This is a genomic window from Paracoccus indicus (assembly GCF_003056335.1).
Lineage (GTDB): Bacteria > Pseudomonadota > Alphaproteobacteria > Rhodobacterales > Rhodobacteraceae > Paracoccus > Paracoccus indicus.
On sequence record NZ_PYWA01000002.1, the window covers coordinates 210,088 to 227,401 of the forward strand.

General features: G+C 64.7%; 17 protein-coding genes. 10 read left to right on the plus strand and 7 right to left on the minus strand.

Translation table 11 applies throughout. The annotated features are described in order from the left end of the window. Position 1: 1 nt before the first annotated feature. The 8 genes from DDE75_RS03955 (at position 2) to DDE75_RS03990 (ending at position 8,744) form a co-directional block, all read left to right on the plus strand. Positions 2 to 1,114, plus strand: coding sequence for a Gfo/Idh/MocA family protein (locus DDE75_RS03955; protein WP_108501090.1), 1,113 nt, complete (start codon positions 2 to 4; stop codon positions 1,112 to 1,114). Continuing rightward, complete coding sequence (locus DDE75_RS03960; protein WP_108501091.1) at positions 1,111 to 2,616, plus strand: sugar ABC transporter ATP-binding protein; 1,506 nt, start codon at positions 1,111 to 1,113, stop codon at positions 2,614 to 2,616. Before DDE75_RS03955 ends, DDE75_RS03960 begins: the two co-directional genes overlap by 4 nt. Then, positions 2,613 to 3,593 (plus strand): ABC transporter permease, encoded by a 981-nt coding sequence (locus tag DDE75_RS03965; RefSeq protein ID WP_108501092.1) that lies wholly within the window; start codon positions 2,613 to 2,615, stop codon positions 3,591 to 3,593. Before DDE75_RS03960 ends, DDE75_RS03965 begins: the two co-directional genes overlap by 4 nt. A 27-nt stretch (positions 3,594 to 3,620) precedes the next feature. After that, on the plus strand, positions 3,621 to 4,556 hold the full coding sequence (locus DDE75_RS03970) for an ABC transporter substrate-binding protein (RefSeq protein WP_108501093.1): 936 nt from the start codon (positions 3,621 to 3,623) through the stop codon (positions 4,554 to 4,556). Positions 4,557 to 4,676: 120 nt separating this feature from the next. Then, positions 4,677 to 5,573 carry a hydroxypyruvate isomerase family protein gene (locus DDE75_RS03975; RefSeq protein WP_108501094.1) on the plus strand — a complete coding sequence of 299 codons (897 nt, stop codon included), beginning with the start codon at positions 4,677 to 4,679 and terminating at the stop codon, positions 5,571 to 5,573. 30 nt (positions 5,574 to 5,603) lie between these two features. Next, positions 5,604 to 7,292, plus strand: a complete 1,689-nt coding sequence (locus tag DDE75_RS03980) for a GMC oxidoreductase (RefSeq protein WP_108501095.1) — start codon at positions 5,604 to 5,606, stop codon at positions 7,290 to 7,292. Next, positions 7,292 to 7,933, plus strand: coding sequence for a gluconate 2-dehydrogenase subunit 3 family protein (locus DDE75_RS03985; protein ID WP_108501096.1), 642 nt, complete (start codon positions 7,292 to 7,294; stop codon positions 7,931 to 7,933). The genes DDE75_RS03980 and DDE75_RS03985 overlap by 1 nt, the downstream gene beginning before the upstream one ends. Positions 7,934 to 7,994: 61 nt before the next feature. Further along, complete coding sequence (locus tag DDE75_RS03990) at positions 7,995 to 8,744, plus strand: 3-keto-disaccharide hydrolase (RefSeq protein ID WP_108501097.1); 750 nt, start codon at positions 7,995 to 7,997, stop codon at positions 8,742 to 8,744. A gap of 61 nt (positions 8,745 to 8,805) precedes the next feature. Here the strand turns inward: DDE75_RS03990 and DDE75_RS03995 are convergent, their stop codons facing one another. Beyond that, entirely contained in the window at positions 8,806 to 9,663 is an 858-nt protein-coding gene (locus DDE75_RS03995; RefSeq protein WP_245894609.1) for a sugar phosphate isomerase/epimerase family protein, read from the minus strand. Positions 9,664 to 9,899: 236 nt separating this feature from the next. On the opposite strand from DDE75_RS03995, the gene DDE75_RS04000 reads away from it, so the two are divergent. Further along, positions 9,900 to 11,384: an inorganic phosphate transporter gene (locus DDE75_RS04000; protein WP_108501099.1), complete on the plus strand. Its 1,485-nt coding sequence runs from the start codon at positions 9,900 to 9,902 to the stop codon at positions 11,382 to 11,384. Here DDE75_RS04000 and DDE75_RS04005 read toward each other — a convergent pair. The 6 genes from DDE75_RS04005 to DDE75_RS04030 form a co-directional block, all read right to left on the minus strand. Beyond that, positions 11,381 to 12,208, minus strand: coding sequence for an alpha/beta fold hydrolase (locus DDE75_RS04005; RefSeq protein WP_108501100.1), 828 nt, complete (start codon positions 12,206 to 12,208; stop codon positions 11,381 to 11,383). The genes DDE75_RS04000 and DDE75_RS04005 overlap by 4 nt on opposite strands. A gap of 39 nt (positions 12,209 to 12,247) precedes the next feature. Next, a complete protein-coding gene (locus tag DDE75_RS04010) occupies positions 12,248 to 13,036 on the minus strand; it encodes an enoyl-ACP reductase FabI (RefSeq protein ID WP_108501333.1) in 789 nt (262 codons plus the stop codon). Between the two features lie 26 nt (positions 13,037 to 13,062). Next, positions 13,063 to 14,292: a beta-ketoacyl-ACP synthase I gene (fabB, locus tag DDE75_RS04015; protein WP_108501101.1), complete on the minus strand. Its 1,230-nt coding sequence runs from the start codon at positions 14,290 to 14,292 to the stop codon at positions 13,063 to 13,065. A gap of 26 nt (positions 14,293 to 14,318) precedes the next feature. Next, positions 14,319 to 14,828, minus strand: coding sequence for a bifunctional 3-hydroxydecanoyl-ACP dehydratase/trans-2-decenoyl-ACP isomerase (gene fabA / locus DDE75_RS04020; RefSeq protein WP_108501102.1), 510 nt, complete (start codon positions 14,826 to 14,828; stop codon positions 14,319 to 14,321). A 106-nt stretch (positions 14,829 to 14,934) separates the two neighbouring features. Beyond that, positions 14,935 to 15,810 (minus strand): glycosyltransferase family 2 protein, encoded by an 876-nt coding sequence (locus DDE75_RS04025; RefSeq protein WP_108501103.1) that lies wholly within the window; start codon positions 15,808 to 15,810, stop codon positions 14,935 to 14,937. Then, positions 15,810 to 16,493 carry a hypothetical protein gene (locus DDE75_RS04030; RefSeq protein ID WP_211659294.1) on the minus strand — a complete coding sequence of 228 codons (684 nt, stop codon included), beginning with the start codon at positions 16,491 to 16,493 and terminating at the stop codon, positions 15,810 to 15,812. Before DDE75_RS04030 ends, DDE75_RS04025 begins: the two co-directional genes overlap by 1 nt. Positions 16,494 to 16,599: 106 nt before the next feature. Between DDE75_RS04030 and infC the strand changes: the two genes are divergently transcribed. Beyond that, the gene (gene infC / locus DDE75_RS04035; RefSeq protein ID WP_245894610.1) at positions 16,600 to 17,241 is read left to right on the plus strand and encodes a translation initiation factor IF-3; all 642 of its coding nucleotides are present in this window, start codon (positions 16,600 to 16,602) and stop codon (positions 17,239 to 17,241) included. The last annotated feature ends 73 nt before the right edge of the window (positions 17,242 to 17,314 follow it).

A 17,314-nucleotide genomic window follows, 5' to 3' on the forward strand; every position in this document is an offset into this window, starting at 1 on the left:
CATGGACCGACATATCCCCATCCGCCTTGGCATGGTCGGCGGTGGCGCAGGTGCCATGATCGGCAGTGTCCATCGCATCGCGGCGCGCCTGGATGGGCAGTTCGACCTGGTGGCGGGGGCTTTGTCCTCGACCCCCGAAAAGGCGGCGGCCAGCGCGGCCGAGGTCGGCATCGCCCGCAGCTATGGCAAATACGAAACCATGGCACGCGAAGAAGCCGCGCGTCCGGACGGCATCCAGGCGGTCTCCATCTGCACCCCGAACCACCTGCATTTCCAGGTCGCCAAGGCGTTTCTGGCGCAAGGCATCCATGTCATCTGCGACAAGCCGATGACCGCCACGCTGGATCAGGCGCGCGCCCTGGCCGATCTGGCCCGTGGCTCGGATGCGCTGTTCATCCTGACGCACAACTATTCCGCCTATCCGCAAATTCGCCAGGCGCGTGCCATGATCGCGCGCGGTGATCTGGGCCGGATCCGGCTGGTGCAGGCCGAATATGCGCAGGACTGGCTGACCGAGGACACGGACAGCAAGCAAGCCGAATGGCGGGCCGATCCGGCCAAGGCGGGCGCTGGCGGGGCCATCGGTGACATCGGCACGCATGCCTTCCAATTGGCGCGTTTCGTCACCGGCATGCTGCCCGAACGGCTTGCGGCGGACCTGTCCAGCTTTGTCCCCGGTCGTAGGCTGGATGATAACGCGCATATCATGATGCGCTATGCCGGTGGGGCCAAGGGGATGCTCTGGGCGTCGCAGGTCGCGCCGGGCACGGAGAACGGGCTGAAGCTGCGGGTCTATGGCGACAAGGCCGGGCTGGAGTGGGCCCATGAGACGCCCGAGACCCTGTGGTTCACCCCCTTCGGCAAACCCACGCAGAAGCTGCGCCGCGCAGGCCCCGGCAGCCTGGTCGAGGGCAGCCGCGTTCCCCCTGGCCACCCCGAGGGTTATCTGGAAGGCTTTGCCAACATCTATGCCGAAGCGGCCGCCGCAATCCGCAGCGGCACCCGCCCCGACACCCTGCCGGGGATCGAGGACGGGCTGGAGGGCATGTATTTCATCGACGCCTGCATCCGCTCGAACGATGCGGATGCGGCTTGGGTGCAGGTGATGCCATGACCGATCCCGTTCTGGCGCTGGACGGCGTCACCAAATCCTTTGGTCCCATCGAGATCCTGCACGGCGTCGATTTCGCCCTGCGTCCCGGAGAGGTTCACGCCCTGATCGGAGAAAACGGCGCGGGCAAATCGACGACGATGAAGATCCTGGCCGGTTACCTGGACCCGACGGGCGGGCAGGTGAAGCTGGACGGCAAGCCCATCGGGTTCAGCGGCTCGGATCAGGCCGAGGATCTGGGCGTCATCATGATCCACCAGGAATTCAACCTGGCCGAACATCTGTCGGTCGATCAGAACGTCTTTCTGGGCCGCGAACTGACCAAGGGCTGGCGGCTGGATCACAAGTCCATGCGCCAGCGCACCGCCGATCTGCTGAAGCGCCTGCATTGCAAGGTCGATCCCGGCGCGCGGGTGTCGGGGATCTCGGTTCCCGACAAGCAGATGGTGGAGATTGCCAAGGCCCTGTCGCGCAAGGCGCGGGTGCTGATCATGGATGAACCCACCGCCGTCCTGACCGAGCGCGAGACCGAGATCCTGTTCGAACAGGTCGAACGCCTGCGCGCGGAAGGGGTGGCGATCCTCTATACCTCGCACAAGCTGGGCGAGGTCAAGCGCATCGCCGACCGTGTGACGGTCCTGCGGGATGGCACGATGGTCCGGTCGGACCTGACGGCCGATGTGACCGAGGATGACATGGCCGCCGCCATGGTCGGGCGCGAGCTGTCGGACCTGTTCCCGCCCAAGTTGACGGGCAGCGACGAACCGATCCTGACCGCGCGCAACATCACCGTGCCGGGCATCGTCGATGACGCCAGCCTGACCCTGCACAAGGGCGAGGTTCTGGGCATCGGCGGGCTGGTCGGGTCGGGCCGGACCGAGCTGGCCGAGGCGATCGCAGGTTTGCGCCCCCGCAGCGGCACCGTCACGCTGATGGACCGCGACCTGCCTGCGGGCGACGTGGCACAGGCCATGAAGGCGGGGCTGGCCTATCTGACCGAGGACCGCAAGGGCGCGGGCCTGCTGCTGGACAAGTCGCTGCGGGAAAACCTGACGCTACCGCTGCTGGAAACCTTCGGCAGCCCGCTGATCGAACGCAAGCGCGAGGATGCGGCGCTGGACCGCGCCATCGAGGATTTCGCCATCCGTGCGCCTGCACGCGACATGGCGGTGGGCGACCTTTCGGGCGGCAACCAGCAGAAGCTGCTGCTGGCCAAGACATTGCTGTCGAACCCGCAGGTCGTCATCATCGACGAACCGACGCGCGGCATCGACATCGGCACGAAACAACAGATCTATACCCTGATCGCCAAGCTGGCCGCCGAAGGCCGCAGCATCATCGTCATCTCCTCGGAAATGCCCGAGCTGATCGGCCTCGCCTCGCGCGTGGTGGTCATGCATGCGGGACGCATCGCGGGGGAACTGGCGGGTGCGGACGTCACCGAGGGCGGCATCGTGCGCCTGGCCATGGGCATGGACGGAACATCAAAGGACAGTGCAGCATGAGCACCCTTCGCAACATGCGGCAGAACCTGCCGGTCATCGCGCCCATCGTGGCGCTGGTAGTGCTGATCCTGATCGGGATCGCGCTGAACCCCAACTTCCTCAGCTATGCCAACATCACGAACGTGCTGGCGCGGTCAGCCTTCATTGGCATCATCGCCATCGGCATGACCTTCGTCATCACCGCGGGCGGGCTGGACCTGTCGGTCGGGTCCATGGCGGCCTTCGTCGCGGGCCTGATGATCCTGGTGATGAACCTGCTGACCGACAGCATGGGGCAGGGGCTTCCGGTCATCCTGATCGGCATCGCGCTGGCGCTGGGTGTCGGCATCCTTGCAGGCTTCATCAACGGCATCCTCATCACGCGGGCGGGGATCGAGGCCTTCATCCTGACGCTTGGCACCATGGGCATCTATCGCAGCCTTGTCACATGGCTGGCCGATGGCGGCACGCTGTCCTTGGGCTATGAAATGCGCGAGATGTATCGCCCCGTCTATTACGGCGGCATCATGGGGATCAGCTGGCCGATCATCGTCTTTGCCGCCCTTGCCATTCTGGGCGAGATCACCATGCGCCACACCGCCTTCGGCCGCCATTGCGCCGCCATCGGATCGAACGAGAAGGTGGCGCGCTATTCCTCGGTCTCGGTCACGCGGGTCAAGCTGGCGACCTATGTGCTGCTTGGCCTGTTGGTGGGCATCGCGGTCGTCATGTACGTTCCGCGCCTCGGATCCGCATCCGCCACCACCGGCCTTCTGTGGGAGTTGGAGGCCATCGCCGCGGTCATCATCGGGGGCACGCTGCTGAAGGGGGGCTTCGGCCGCGTCTGGGGCACCGTCGTCGGCGTGCTGATCCTGTCGCTGATCGGCAACCTGCTGAACCTGACCGACGTCGTCAGCCCCTATCTGAACGGTGCCATCCAGGGCGTCGTCATCATTCTTGCCGTCGTGCTGCAGCGAAACACCGGCACCGCGCGCTGATTTTCATCTGTGGGAGGAGAGACCACCATGAGAAAGACCCTGATCGCCACCATTGCCCTGATCGGGCTGACCGCCATGCCCGCGCTGTCGGAAACCATCGGGATATCGATCCCGGCGGCGACCCATGGCTGGGCCGGGGCGCTGAACTTTCATGCCGAACGCACGGTCGAGCGGTTGAAGGAAGCCAACCCCGACCTCGATTTCGTGCTGACCACGACATCCGACCCCGGCCAGCAGGTGTCCGACCTGGAGGATATGGTCGCCACCCGCGGCATCGACGCGCTGGTCGTCCTGCCCTTTGAATCCGAACCCCTGACCGGGCCGATCCAGCGCATTGCCGACAGCGGTATCTGGGTCACGGTCGTCGATCGCGGCCTGGCGCAAGAGGGGATCGAGGATCTCTATGTCGCGGGCGACAACGACAGCTTCGGTCGCACGGCGGGCACCTATTTCGCCGATACGCTGGACGACGGTGCCAAGATCGTCGTGATGCGCGGCATCGCCTCGACCGTGGACAACGAACGCGTCGCAGGTTTCGAATCGGCGCTGGAAGGGTCGGGGATCGAGGTTCTGGCCATGGATCACGGCAACTGGAACCGTGATACCGCCTTCAACCTGATGCAGGACTACCTGTCGCGCTTCCCCGAGATCGACGCGGTCTGGGCCGCCGATGACGACATGGCCGTCGGTGCCCTGGCCGCCATCGAACAGGCGGGCCGAAATGACGAGATGATCGTCGTCGGCGGCGCGGGCATGAAGGAAATGGTCGACCGCATCCGCAACGACGACAAGACGGTGCCGGTCAACGTGACCTATCCGCCTGCCATGATCTCGACCGCGATCGAGATGACGGCGATGGGCCTGACCTCGGGGGCGCCCTTCAGCGGCGATTTCATCATCGCCTCGCAGCTGATCACGCCCGAGAACGCCGAGGATTTCTACTTCGAGGACAGCCCCTACTGATCGGCTGACCATCTGCGGCGCGGGCCCCCTCGCGTCGCAGGGACCGGACCCTTGGAGGAGGGGACGTCCGCCCTGTGATGTAAACGGTTACAAGCGAATTGACCAAGAAGGGAGGATGACATGACCGATCTGTCGGATCGCATCGCCGCACCGGTCGGCCTTAGCCGTCGCCATCTGTTCCAGGGGGCCGCGGCCCTGGGGGCGGGGCTTGCCGCCACCGGAACGGCCCATGCGCAAAGCACTGCGCTGAAGGGAAACATCAACCATTCCGTCGCGCGCTGGACCTTTGGCGACATGCCGCTGGCCGATCTCTGCGTGATGGCCCGCGACATGGGCTTGAAGGCGATCGATCTTTGCGGCCCCGACGACTGGCCGGTGCTGAAGGAACACGGGCTGGACAGTTCGATGTGCAACGGCGCTGAGATCAGCCTGGAAGCCGGATGGGCCGATCCCGCCAACCATGACGAATTGATCCGCCGTTATGGCGATCACATCCGGCTGGTGGCCGACGCGGGCTATCGCAACCTGATCTGCTTCAGCGGCAATCGCGGGTCGATCAGCGACGAACAGGGGCTGGAGAACTGCGCGGCGGGCCTGTCGCAGATCCTGCCGCAGGCGCAGGAAGCCGGTGTCACCCTGGTGATGGAACTGCTGAACAGCCGCGTCGATCACCCCGACTACATGTGCGACCGCAGCGCATGGGGGGTGGCGCTTTGCAAACGTCTGGGGTCGCCGAATTTCGGGCTGCTCTACGACATCTATCACATGCAGATCATGGAGGGCGATGTGATCCGCACGATCACCGACTACCACGAATGGTTCGCCCATTATCACACGGCGGGTAATCCGGGGCGGAATGAACCTGATGACAGCCAGGAACTGAACTATCCGGCGATTTGCCGGGCCATCCGCGACACGGGCTTTCAAGGCTATGTGGCGCAGGAATTCATCCCCTCGGGCACGGGACGGCAGGCTGCGGACGCGTTGCGCGACGCCGTCCGCACCTGTGACGTCTGAGGCATCAAGCGATTTCGAAAGGACAGCCAGATGGCAGATAACATGCATTACGACGCGATCGTCGTGGGTTCCGGCATCAGCGGCGGTTGGGCCGCTAAGGAACTGACCGAAAAGGGCCTGAAGGTCCTGATGCTGGAACGCGGCCGCAACATCGAGCATCTGACCGATTACGTGAACGCCGACAAGGAAGCCTGGGATTACCCCCATCGCGGCACCGCCACGGTCGAGATGAAGGACAATTACCCGGTTCTGAAACGCGACTATCCGCTAAACGAACAGACCTATGGCATGTGGGCCGACGAACAGGAAAACCCCTATACCGAGGAAAAGCGCTTCGACTGGTTCCGCGCCTATCACGTCGGCGGGCGGTCGCTCTTGTGGGGGCGTCAGACCTATCGTCTGTCGGATATCGACTTCGAGGCGAATGCCCGCGAAGGCATCGCGACCGACTGGCCGATCCGCTATGCCGATATCGCGCCGTGGTATGACCACGTGGAACGCTTTGCCGGGATTTCCGGCAAGAATGAGGGGCTTGAACAGCTACCCGACGGCCAGTTCCTGCCGCCCATCCCGCTGAACGTCGTCGAAAAGGACGTGGCCGCGCGCCTGCAGAAGGCCTTTGGCGGCACGCGCCACCTGATCAATTCGCGCTGCGCCAACATCACCCAACCTAAGCCGGAACAGAACCGCGTCAACTGCCAGTATCGCAACAAATGCTGGCTGGGTTGCCCCTATGGGGCCTATTTCAGCACCCAATCGGCGACGCTGCCGGTGGCGATGGCGACGGGCAACCTGACGGTGCGGCCCTTCTCGATCGTGCGGCAGGTGATCTATGACAAGGATGCCAAGCGCGCCAAGGGCGTCGAGATCATCGATGCCGAAACCAACATGACCTATGAATACACCGCCGACGTGGTGTTCCTGAACGCCTCCAGCTTCAATTCGACCTGGATCATGATGAACTCGGCCACGGATGTCTGGGACGGCGGCCTCGGGTCGTCCTCGGGCGAGCTGGGCCACAACGTCATGGACCACCATTTCCGCGTCGGCGCCGAGGGCCGGGTCGAGGGGTTCGACGACAAGTATTACTTCGGCCGTCGCCCCGCGGGCTTCTATATCCCCCGCTTCCGCAACCTGGGCGGAGAGGAACGTCCCTATACCCGCGGCTTCGGCTATCAGGGTTCGGCCAGCCGCCAGGGCTGGAAGCGCGAGATCGCCGAGCTGAACATCGGTGCCGACATGAAGGAGGCGCTGTCGCGTCCGGGCGACTGGACCATCGGCATGACCGGTTTCGGCGAGATGCTGCCCGATCATGCCAACCATATCGCGCTGGATCATTCGACGACCGACAAATGGGGCATGCCCGTCCTGAAGATCAGCGTCGAGCTGGGCGAGAACGAGCGTCAGATGCGCAAGGACATGCAGCAGGACGCCGTCGACATCTTCGAGGCGGCAGGCGTCAAGGACGTCAGACCCACCGAAAGCGATTACGCCCCCGGCATGGGCATCCATGAAATGGGCACGGCGCGGATGGGCAAGGACCCCAAGACCTCGGTCCTGAACGCGCACAACCAGGTCTGGGACGCGCCGAACGTCTATGTGACGGACGGGGCCTGCATGACCTCGGCCAGCTGCGTGAACCCGTCGCTGACCTATATGGCGCTGACCGCCCGCGCCGTCGATCACGCCGTCAAGGCCCGCAAAGCAGGAGATCTGTGATGAACCGCCGCCAACTTCTGACCATGATCGCCGCCATGACCGGAACGGCCATGATCGGCGCCAATCGCGCCTTCGCCTATCTGCCGACCGAAACCGGCCCGAACATCTTCAGCGACGATGACGCCGCCTTCCTGGACGAGGTCGCCGAGGTGATCATCCCCGCCACCGACACCCCCGGTGCCAAGGATGCGGGCGTGGGCGCCTTCATGACCGTCTTCGTCAGCGACTGTTACACCAAGGAGGAACAGGACGATTTCCGCGCCGGCATGGAACAGCTGAAGTCCGAGGCCGAGTCGACGGGCACCCCCTTCCTGGACATGACGCCCGAGGAAAGGCTGGCTTTCCTGCAGGGCGTGGTTCCCGATGCCCGGGCGCAGGCCAAACTCGTCGAGGAGGCCAAGGAACGCGCCAAGCAGAGCCAGGACCAGCAGTCCAATGCCGACCAGGCGGGCGAGGCCGCGACGGCGGAGATGGCCGAGGCACTGCCCAAGCTGCATTGGTACACACCCATCGAGCAGCTGACACTGATGGGGTTCTTCACATCCGAGGTCGGCGCGACCCAGGTGCTGCGCTATGAGGCGGTGCCGGGCGAATACATCGGCGATCTGGACTACGACGGCGAACCTGCTTGGGCCACCTGATCTGCCTTCCACGGCCCCGCCAGCGCGGGGCCGTATCTTTATCCAACCCCATAGGTCATTCATGGAAACGACATTCATCATCGCCGCCGGCATCGCCCTGACCAGCACCGCAGCCATCGCCCAGGAAGCCCGCGAGGAACGCGTCGCGAAATCCGCCGTGACCGAGATCTGGGAGCCCATCCCCGAAACCGTCCAGACCCCCGAAGGCGCCCCGCCATCCGATGCAGTGGTGCTGTTCGACGGCAGCAACCTCGACGCTTGGGAGGCGAAGGAGGGCGGGGCCGCCGAATGGCTGGTCGAGGACGGCGTCATGTCCGTCGCGCGCGGCAAGGGCGACATCCGCACCAAGGACAGCTTCTGCGATGTGCAGCTGCACGTCGAATGGCGTTCGCCCGCCAACGATCAGGGCCACGACGGGCAGGATCGCGGCAACAGCGGCGTCTTCCTGCAGGAACGCTACGAGGTGCAGGTCCTCGATGGGTCGGACAACCCGACCTATGTGAACGGCCAGCCGGCCTCGATCTACAAGCAGCATCCGCCGCTGGTGAACGCCTCGCGCGCGCCGATGGAGTGGCAAAGCTATGACATCATCTTCCAGGCGCCGATCTTCGGTGACGAAGGGGATTTGCGTCGTCCGGCCTATGTGACGGTTCTGCACAACGGCGTCGTCGTGCAGAACCATGCGCAGATACAGGGGCCTACGGAATGGATCGGCTATCCTGCCTATCAGGCGCATGATTGCGCGCCGATCTCGTTGCAGGATCACGATGCCGACGTCAGCTATCGCAACATCTGGGTCCGCCCGATGTAAGCCACGAAAAAGGGCCGCGCATCACGCGCGGCCCAAGTGACTTGTCCGGCGGGGAGGATTCTCAGCGCGTCGCGCCGTCCGGCAGGTGTTCGGTCAGGAAGGTGGCACCGGTCATCACGACCTGCGCCGCATCGATCGGCTGGTCATGTTCGATGATGTACCATTCGGCACCGGCTTCCTCGGCGGCGGGCAGGATCGCGTCCCAATCCAGCACGCCCTCGCCAAGCGCCTTGAAGCCGCGCTCGTCCTCGGCCTCGCCTTCGGGGGCGTTGTCCTTGGCGTGGATGGCGAAGACGCGGTCGTCGAAGCGGCCCAGGTATTCGACAGGGTCAAGGCCGCCGCGGGCGACCCATGCCAGGTCCAGTTCGGCCATGACGTCGTCGCCTGCCGCCTCGAACAGGATTTCCAGCGCGGTGCGACCGTCGAATTCGGCCATCTCGAAGTCATGGTTGTGATAGGCCAGCGTCATGTCCTGATCGTCCAGCTTGTCGCTGATGGCGGCCAGTTCTTCGCCCAGGGCGGTCCAGCCTGCGGCGTCGGTGGGGCGCTGATCCTCGGGCAGATAGGGGACGGTGATGACGTCGTTGCCGATCGCCTTGTTGAAGGCGACGACGGCTTCAAGGTCGCCGCGCAGATCCGCCAGTTGCGCATGGGTCGAGATTGCCTCGATGTCATGCGCCTCAAGGGTGGCCTTCAGGGTTTCGGCGTCGGTGTCCTGCATGCCGACCGTCTCGACGGCGGTGACACCCGCGGCCTGCACCGCGGCCAGCTGTTCGTCCAAGGTGCCATGATCGCGCAGCGTGTACATCTGGACCGCGATCGGCAGTTCGCCCGTTTCGCGCGCCTGAGCCATCGGTGCGGCGACGGTCATCGCCAAAAGGGCCATCCCGCCAAACCGTGCACATGGGTTGATCGTCATCTGTTCCTCCTCATTCGGCCCCTCTCCTCCGGGGTTGGTTCAATGTAATGGGTTTCATTGACGATGAAAAGGATTACATGAGGCAAAACCAAGCCGTCGATGGTCACGAAACCGGGCCCTCCGGCCGGTTCGTCCGCGCGGGCAACTGCTGTCCGCCGGCCATTCGGCACGTCACCGGTTGATCATCCCTCCGATAGCGCCTAGGCACCCGCTGCCCCATACCCCTTGAGGACATCATGGCCCAGAACGACCTTGAAGCCCGCCATCTGGATACGCTCGACCGCGATCTCGGCAGATTCTCCAACCTGGAGCTGGCGACCTCCTACGTGTCGCGACCGCTGGTCGCGCCGGGGATCGCGCTGGTCTTCGTCCTGCTGGCGGGACTTGGCGCGCTGATGGCCTTCGGCGCTGCCAGCAACGGGCTGATCGTGTCCATGGCGGCCATCTTCGGGGCCTATATGGCGTTGAACATCGGCGCCAATGACGTGGCCAACAACATGGGTCCCGCCGTGGGGGCCAATGCGCTGACCATGGGCGGCGCCATCGCCATCGCCGCCATCTTCGAGACCGCCGGCGCCCTGATCGCGGGCGGCGATGTGGTCGGCACAATCTCGAAGGGGATCATCGCGCCCGACAGCATCGGCACCCAGCAGATCTTCATCTGGGCGATGTTGGCGGCGCTGCTGTCATCGGCGCTTTGGGTGAACCTGGCGACCTGGGTCGGGGCGCCGGTCTCGACCACGCATTCGGTGGTGGGTGGCGTCATGGGCGCGGGCATCGCGGCTGCAGGCTTTGCCGCCGTCAACTGGGCGATGATGGGCAAGATCGCGGCCAGCTGGGTGATCTCGCCGCTGCTGGGCGGGCTGATCGCGGCGGGTTTCTTGTGGTTCATCAAGGCGCGGATCATCTATCGCGACGACAAGATCGCCGCCGCCCGGGTCTGGGTGCCGGTGCTGATCGGCATCATGGCGGGGGCCTTTTCGGCCTATCTGGCGCTGAAGGGGCTGAAGAAGGTCGTCGACGTCAGCTTCGGCATGGCGCTGCTGATCGGGCTGGTCATGGGCATCGGATGCTGGCTGGCGATGATCCCGATCATCCGCCGCCAGTCGCGCGGGCTGGAAAACCGCAACAAGTCGCTGAAGGTGCTGTTCGGCATTCCGCTGGTCGTCTCGGCGGCGTTGCTCAGCTTTGCCCATGGGGCCAATGATGTCGCCAATGCCGTGGGTCCGCTGGCGGCCATCGTGCAGGCCTCGCAGTCGGGGCTGATCGAGGGCGATGTCGCGATCCCCTTCTGGGTGATGCTGATCGGCGCCTTCGGCCTGTCCTTCGGGCTGTTCCTCTTCGGGCCCAAGCTGATCCGCATGGTCGGCAGCCAGATCACCAAGCTGAACCCGATGCGCGCCTATTGCGTGTCGCTGTCGGCGGCGCTGACGGTGATCGTGGCCAGCTGGCTGGGCCTGCCGGTCAGTTCCACCCATATCGCGGTGGGCGCGATCTTCGGCGTCGGCTTCTTCCGCGAATGGGACGCCGAGCGTCGCCTGCGCAAAGCCCAGGGCATGACCCCCGAACGCCCCCGCCTCGGCCCCGAGGAACGCAGCCGCCGCAAGCTGGTGCGCCGTTCGCACGTGATGACGATCGCGGCAGCCTGGGTCATCACCGTGCCCGCCGCGGCGGCCCTGTCGGCGGCGGTCTTCCTCGCGCTCAGCGCGATCGGCGGTTAAGCCGCGCGACAGGCGTCCAGCCAGCGGTCCAGGACCGCAAGGGCGGGCGCCTCGTCCAACCAGGGGATATGGGCGCGGTCCGGCACCTCGGCCAGCAGCATGTCGGGGCGGTGCTGCTGCATCCGTGCGGTGGTTTCAGGTGACAGCAGGTCCGAGTTCGCACCCCGGATCAGCGCGACAGGCATCCCCGCCGTCGCATCCCATAGCGGCCACAGATCGACCGGATCGCCCGAGAATGCCGAAAGGAAGGCGTCGCGCAGGGCAGGGTCGTAATTGATCCGCAGCCCTTCAGGCGTGGCGTGGTAATGGCGGCGCACATCCTCCAGCCAGCGGCCTTCGGGGACATTTGCAAAGCCCGCCATCAGGTCTGGCAGGCGCGCTGCCAGATCCTCGGGCGTCTTGGCCGAGGGGTTGCGGCCCAGATAGTCGAAGATCCGCTGCAGCCCGCCCTGCGCGATCTCGGGGCCGACATCGTTCAGGCAGAGGCCCAGCATCCGGTCATGCCCCGTGGCAGCCATCAGCAGCCCATTCAGCCCGCCGCGCGACGTTCCCAGAACGGCGGCACGATCGATGCCCAGATGGTCCAGCAGTTCGACCGCATCGCGCGCCTCGCGCGGGACGGTATAGGTCGCGGCCCCGGTCCACTCCGATGCGCCGCGCCCGCGGTAATCCATGCGGATCACGCGGACGTCCGCCAGATGCGGGGCGACATAGTCGAAATCGGCCATGGTGCGGGTCAGACCCGAAAGGCACAGGACCGGCAGGCCCTGACCCTGATCGTCGAAGGCGATCCTGGCCCCGTCGCTGGCATGAAAATGGGGCATTGCTGTCCTTTCCATCTGACGCGAGGGGGCCGGGGTTGTTTACAGATTCTCGGATTGCGGCATGCCGAGGACGTGATAGCCGCCGTCGACCGTGACGATTTCACCGGTGGTGCAGGCGCCCCAATCCGACAGCATCCAGACGGCGGTGCCGCCGATCGCCTCCAGCGTGGCATTGGCGCGCATGGGGGCGTTGGCCTCGGTGTGGCGGAAGGTCTTGCGTGCGCCGCCGATGGCGGCACCGGCCAGCGTCTTCATCGGGCCGGGGCTGATGGCGTTCACGCGGATGTTGTCAGGCCCCAGATCGTTGGCCAGATAGCGCACGCTGCTTTCCAGCGCGGCCTTGGCGACGCCCATGACGTTGTAGAAGGGCGTCACGCGGTTCGACCCGCCATAGGTCAGCGTGATGATCGACCCGCCATCCGCCATCATCGGATGGGCGCGGCGTGCGACCTCGATCAGCGAATAGCAGCTGATCTCAAGGCTGTGCTTGAAGTTGCTGCGGCTGGTGTTTATGAACCGGCCGGTCAATTCGTTCTTGTTGGAAAAGGCGATGGCATGGACCAGGAAATCCAGCTTGCCCCAACGTTCGCCGATGCTGGCGAAGGCCGCATCCAGCGATGCGTCGTCGGTGACATCGACATCCACCAGGAAATCCGACCCGACCGAGGCGGCAAGCGGTTCGACCCGCTTGCCGAAGGCCTCACCCTGATAGGAAAAGGCCAGCTCGGCCCCTTCCGCTGCGGCGGCTTTCGCAATGCCCCACGCGATGGAGCGGTCGTTGGCGACCCCCATCACAAGCCCGCGCTTGCCTTTTAGAAGATCGCCCATGACCGGCTCCAATGTTCTTTTTGTTGTTAGTCCTGATAGCGGGACATCAGCAGGGAGGCGTTCGTCCCTCCGAAGCCGAAGCTGTTCGACAGGATCGAATCCAACCCTGCGTTGTCCACACGGCTGGTGGCAATCTCGCCCGATTGAATTTCGGGGTCCAGAGTGGTCACGTTTGCCGAGGCTGCGATGAAGTCATTTTGCAACATCAGCAGGCTGTAGATCGCCTCGTGGACGCCGGTTGCGCCCAGGCTGTGACCGGTCAGGGACTTGGTCGAGCTGACGGGCGGGGTCGAACCCTCGCCGAAGATGCGGCGGATGGCCTGAATCTCGCCCAGGTCGCCGACCGGGGTCGAGGTGCCATGCGCGTTCACATAGCTGACCTTGCGGCCTTCGGGCAGGCTGTCCATGGCGACGCGCATCGCCCGTTCGCCACCCTCGCCCGAGGGGGCGACCATGTCATAGCCGTCGCTGGTCGCACCATAGCCCGTGACCTCGGCATAGATCTTGGCACCGCGCGCCAGCGCGTGGGACAGTTCCTCCAGCACGACGACGCCGCCGCCGCCTGCGATGACGAAGCCGTCGCGGGTCGCGTCATAGGGGCGCGAGGCGGTTTCGGGCGTGTCGTTGTATTTCGACGACATCGCGCCCATCGCGTCGAACAGGCACGACAGGGTCCAGTCCAGCTCCTCGCCACCGCCGGCGAAGACGATGTCCTGCTTGCCCATCTGGATCTGCTCGACCCCGTTGCCGATGCAATGCGCAGACGTCGCGCAGGCCGAGGTGATCGAATAGTTCACGCCCTTGATCTTGAAGGGCGTCGCAAGGCAGGCCGAGTTCGTGGACGACATGCAGCGCGTCACCATGAAGGGACCCATGCGCTTGGGCGCGCCCTTCTCGATGACGATGCGATGCGCCTCGAAGAAATTGCTGGTCGAAGGACCGCCCGAGCCCATGATCAGGCCGGTGCGGGGGTTCGACACGTCGCCTTCCTCAAGCCCGCTGTCCTTGATCGCCTGTTCCATGGCGATGAAGTTATAGGCCGCGCCCGGACCCATGAAGCGCAGGTTGCGCTTGTCGATGTGATCTTCCAGCGCGATCTGCGGCATGCCGTGAACCTGACTGCGGAAGCCGTGTTCGGCATATTCGGGCGCGAAGACGATGCCCGACTTGCTGTTCTTCAAGCTTTCGGTCACCTCGTCGGCGTTGTTGCCGATGGGTGAAACGATCCCTAGCCCGGTGATGACGACGCGTCGCATGGGGGCCTCCTTCGATGTGAATGGTGTCAGCTGGCCGACAGGGCCACCTTCATGTCCTTGACCAGATAGATGACCTCGCCATCGGCCTCGACCCGGCCATCGGCCACGCCCATGGTCAGGCGGCGGGTCTGCACAGCCTTGGTGAAATCGACGTGATAGGTCAGCAGCTTGCGGTCGGGGCGGACCATGCCGGTCAGCTTGACCTCGCCCACGCCCAAGGCATAGCCGCGGCCTTCCCAGCCACGCCAGCCAAGGTTGAAGCCGGTCAGCTGCCACAGACCGTCAAGGCCCAGACAGCCGGGCATGATCGGGTTGCCGGGGAAATGGCAGCCGAAGAACCATAGGTCCGGGTCGATGTCGAATTCGGCGGTGATATGGCCCTTGCCATGTTCGCCGCGATCCTCGGACACGTCGGTGATGCGATCCATCATCAGCATCGGCGGTTCGGGCAGCTGCGCATTGCCGGGGCCGAACAGCTCTCCGCGGGCGCAGGCGAGCAGGTCGTCGCGGTCGAAGCTGGTCTTGGTCATCGCCATGCGTATCATGCCTTCCATGTTCGGCCCTTGGGGCCGGTCGTGTTTTCTGGTTGCCGAAGCGTCTATCATCTGGGGTCAAGATGGCGCAAGGGCAAGCAAATTGCCATCAGAACCATTGCCCCGGTTCCATCAGGCCCAGATCCATCAGCTGCTGCCCCCGCCAGTCGAAGCGGTGAGAGTTGCGCCAGGTCATGTTGCGGATGACATCCCGCGACCCCGGATTGGTCGCCAGCGCCTTGGCCACGCGGAAGGATGCGATGGCCGCCGTCAGGTTGTGATGCCATGGACAAGCGTAGGTGTTGTATTCCTCGACCGAGAAGCGGTGATCGTCGGTGATCTTCAGATCGGGGGCCGCGCGGAACAGCGCGATGCGGTCGATGCGGCGGCGGTCGGCGGGCAGGAATTCCTCGTATCGCCAGCGAAGGCCGCCGTGGAAGTCCAGCTGGCGGTCCTTGTCGTGGCCGTCGGACCCCTTGCGGCCAAGGGCGTAATATCCGGTCCGGTCGAACATCGCGTTCTCGGGGTCGACCGCATTGGGCGTGCGCGTCAGGTCCGGCGCATAGAGGTCGATCACATAGGTCAGCATCGCGCTGCGGCGTTCCTCGGTGTGGAAGGCCAGCAGTTCCCCGACGGTGCGGCTTTCGCTGAAGGGATAGAACAGGAACTCGGCGTTGAACCCGTAATAAAGCCATGTCCCCGGCGGCACCGCCTTGATGATCGCGTTCACCCCCGCGACATGGGCATTCGGGCGCAGGGTATCGTAGGACAGCTGCGTGACCTTGGGCAGCTGTTCCTCGGGCAGGTCGATAGCAAGGCGCGACAGCAGCAGGATGTGCCGGAAGCCGGCCTTCAGGTGATGGGTGACGGTGCGCGCGACCTCGACATCGTCTTCGACCAGGATGATGGCGATCGGCCCCTTGGACAGCACGGCAGGCTTGCGGGACAGGAAGGCATCGAAATCCTGGACGGGCAGTACTGTCATCAGCGCATCACCTGCTTGACCTGCTTCAATGCGGCGCGCAGCAGTTGCGGATTGTCGCCGGCGGTCTCGATCAACCGGCGCAGGGTGGCCTTCTGCGTGTCCGGGATTTGGGCCTGATCGATCATCTGCTGAACGCGGGCGGCATCGAAGCCCTGGGGTGTCAGCAGGGATTCGATCTGTGCGGCGACGGCTGCCGCATTCGCGGTTTCGGCGGTCGCCTCGGCCGCATCCTGAGCCGCATCGGCGGCGGTGCTGGCAGCGGCTTGCGGGTCGGTGCTTTCGACAGCGGCGCGTGCGGCGGTATCGGCGGCATCGATGGCGGCCTCTGCCGCATCCTCGGCGGCCTGGGCCGCGTCGCTTGCGGGATCGATGTTGGTCTCCTCCGAGGCGCGGGCGGCTTCGGCCGCGGCATCGGCGGCGATGGCCGCGGCATCGGCTGCGGCGTCGGCGGCCGCCTCGGCTGCGGCACGGCTTTCGTCGGCTGCGGCTTCCTGCGCGGCGGCATCGGCAGCGTCGGCGGCTTGGTCAGCGACCTCTGCTGCCTCGCCCGCAGGGGTTGCAGGGGTTTCGGGCAGGTCGGTCATGGCGGTCCGGTCGGGCACGGGTGTCTGCCCCTGCATCCAGTACCACCCGCCCGCGACGGCCAGCAGAAGAATCACGATGATCGGCAAAAGTTTTCGCATTCCGCACCCTTGAACCGGGAAAGCCGGTCTTTGCCCCTCTATGACACAGGCCCCACGGCCAGAAAAGCCGCAGGGGCCCGCAGGAAGGGGCGTCGGGGCACAAAACATGCCCGATTGCGCGCTTATGGCGTCAATTCCGGTTGTATCGGCGGGGTTGCGCCCTTATTTTCCTGTCACCCTTCGTATTGGCTATAAAAGGAGCACCGCCATAGCCCGTCGACCGCATAATGCACCGCCCACCCGTGACACCGGCCCCCGCGTCAACGATCGCATCCGCGTGGCCGAAATCCGCCTGATTGGCGCTGAGGGAGAGAACGTCGGCGTCGTCACGCCTGCCGTCGGCCTTCAGATGGCCCAGGACGCCGGGCTGGATCTGGTCGAGATTTCGCCGAACGCATCGCCTCCGGTCTGCAAGATCATGGATGTCGGCAAATTCAAATACGAACAGCAAAAGCGTGAAGCCGAAGCGCGCAAGAAGCAGAAGATCATCGAAGTGAAGGAAATCAAGTTCCGTCCCGGAACCGATACCCACGACTATGATGTCAAGATGCGCAGCGTGCTGAAGTTCCTAGAAGGCGGCGACAAGGTCAAGGTGACCCTGCGCTTCCGCGGCCGCGAGATGGCCCACCAGGACTTGGGCCTGGAACTGCTGCACCGTGTGCGTGCCGACGTCGAGGAACTGGGCAAGGTCGAATCCATGCCCAAGCTTGAAGGTCGCCAGATGGTGATGATGATCTTTCCGCGCTGATATTTCGCAGCGACGTGACATGACTGGGGCCGCGTGGGGATTGCCGCGCGGCCTTTGCTTTTGCAAGGTGGCC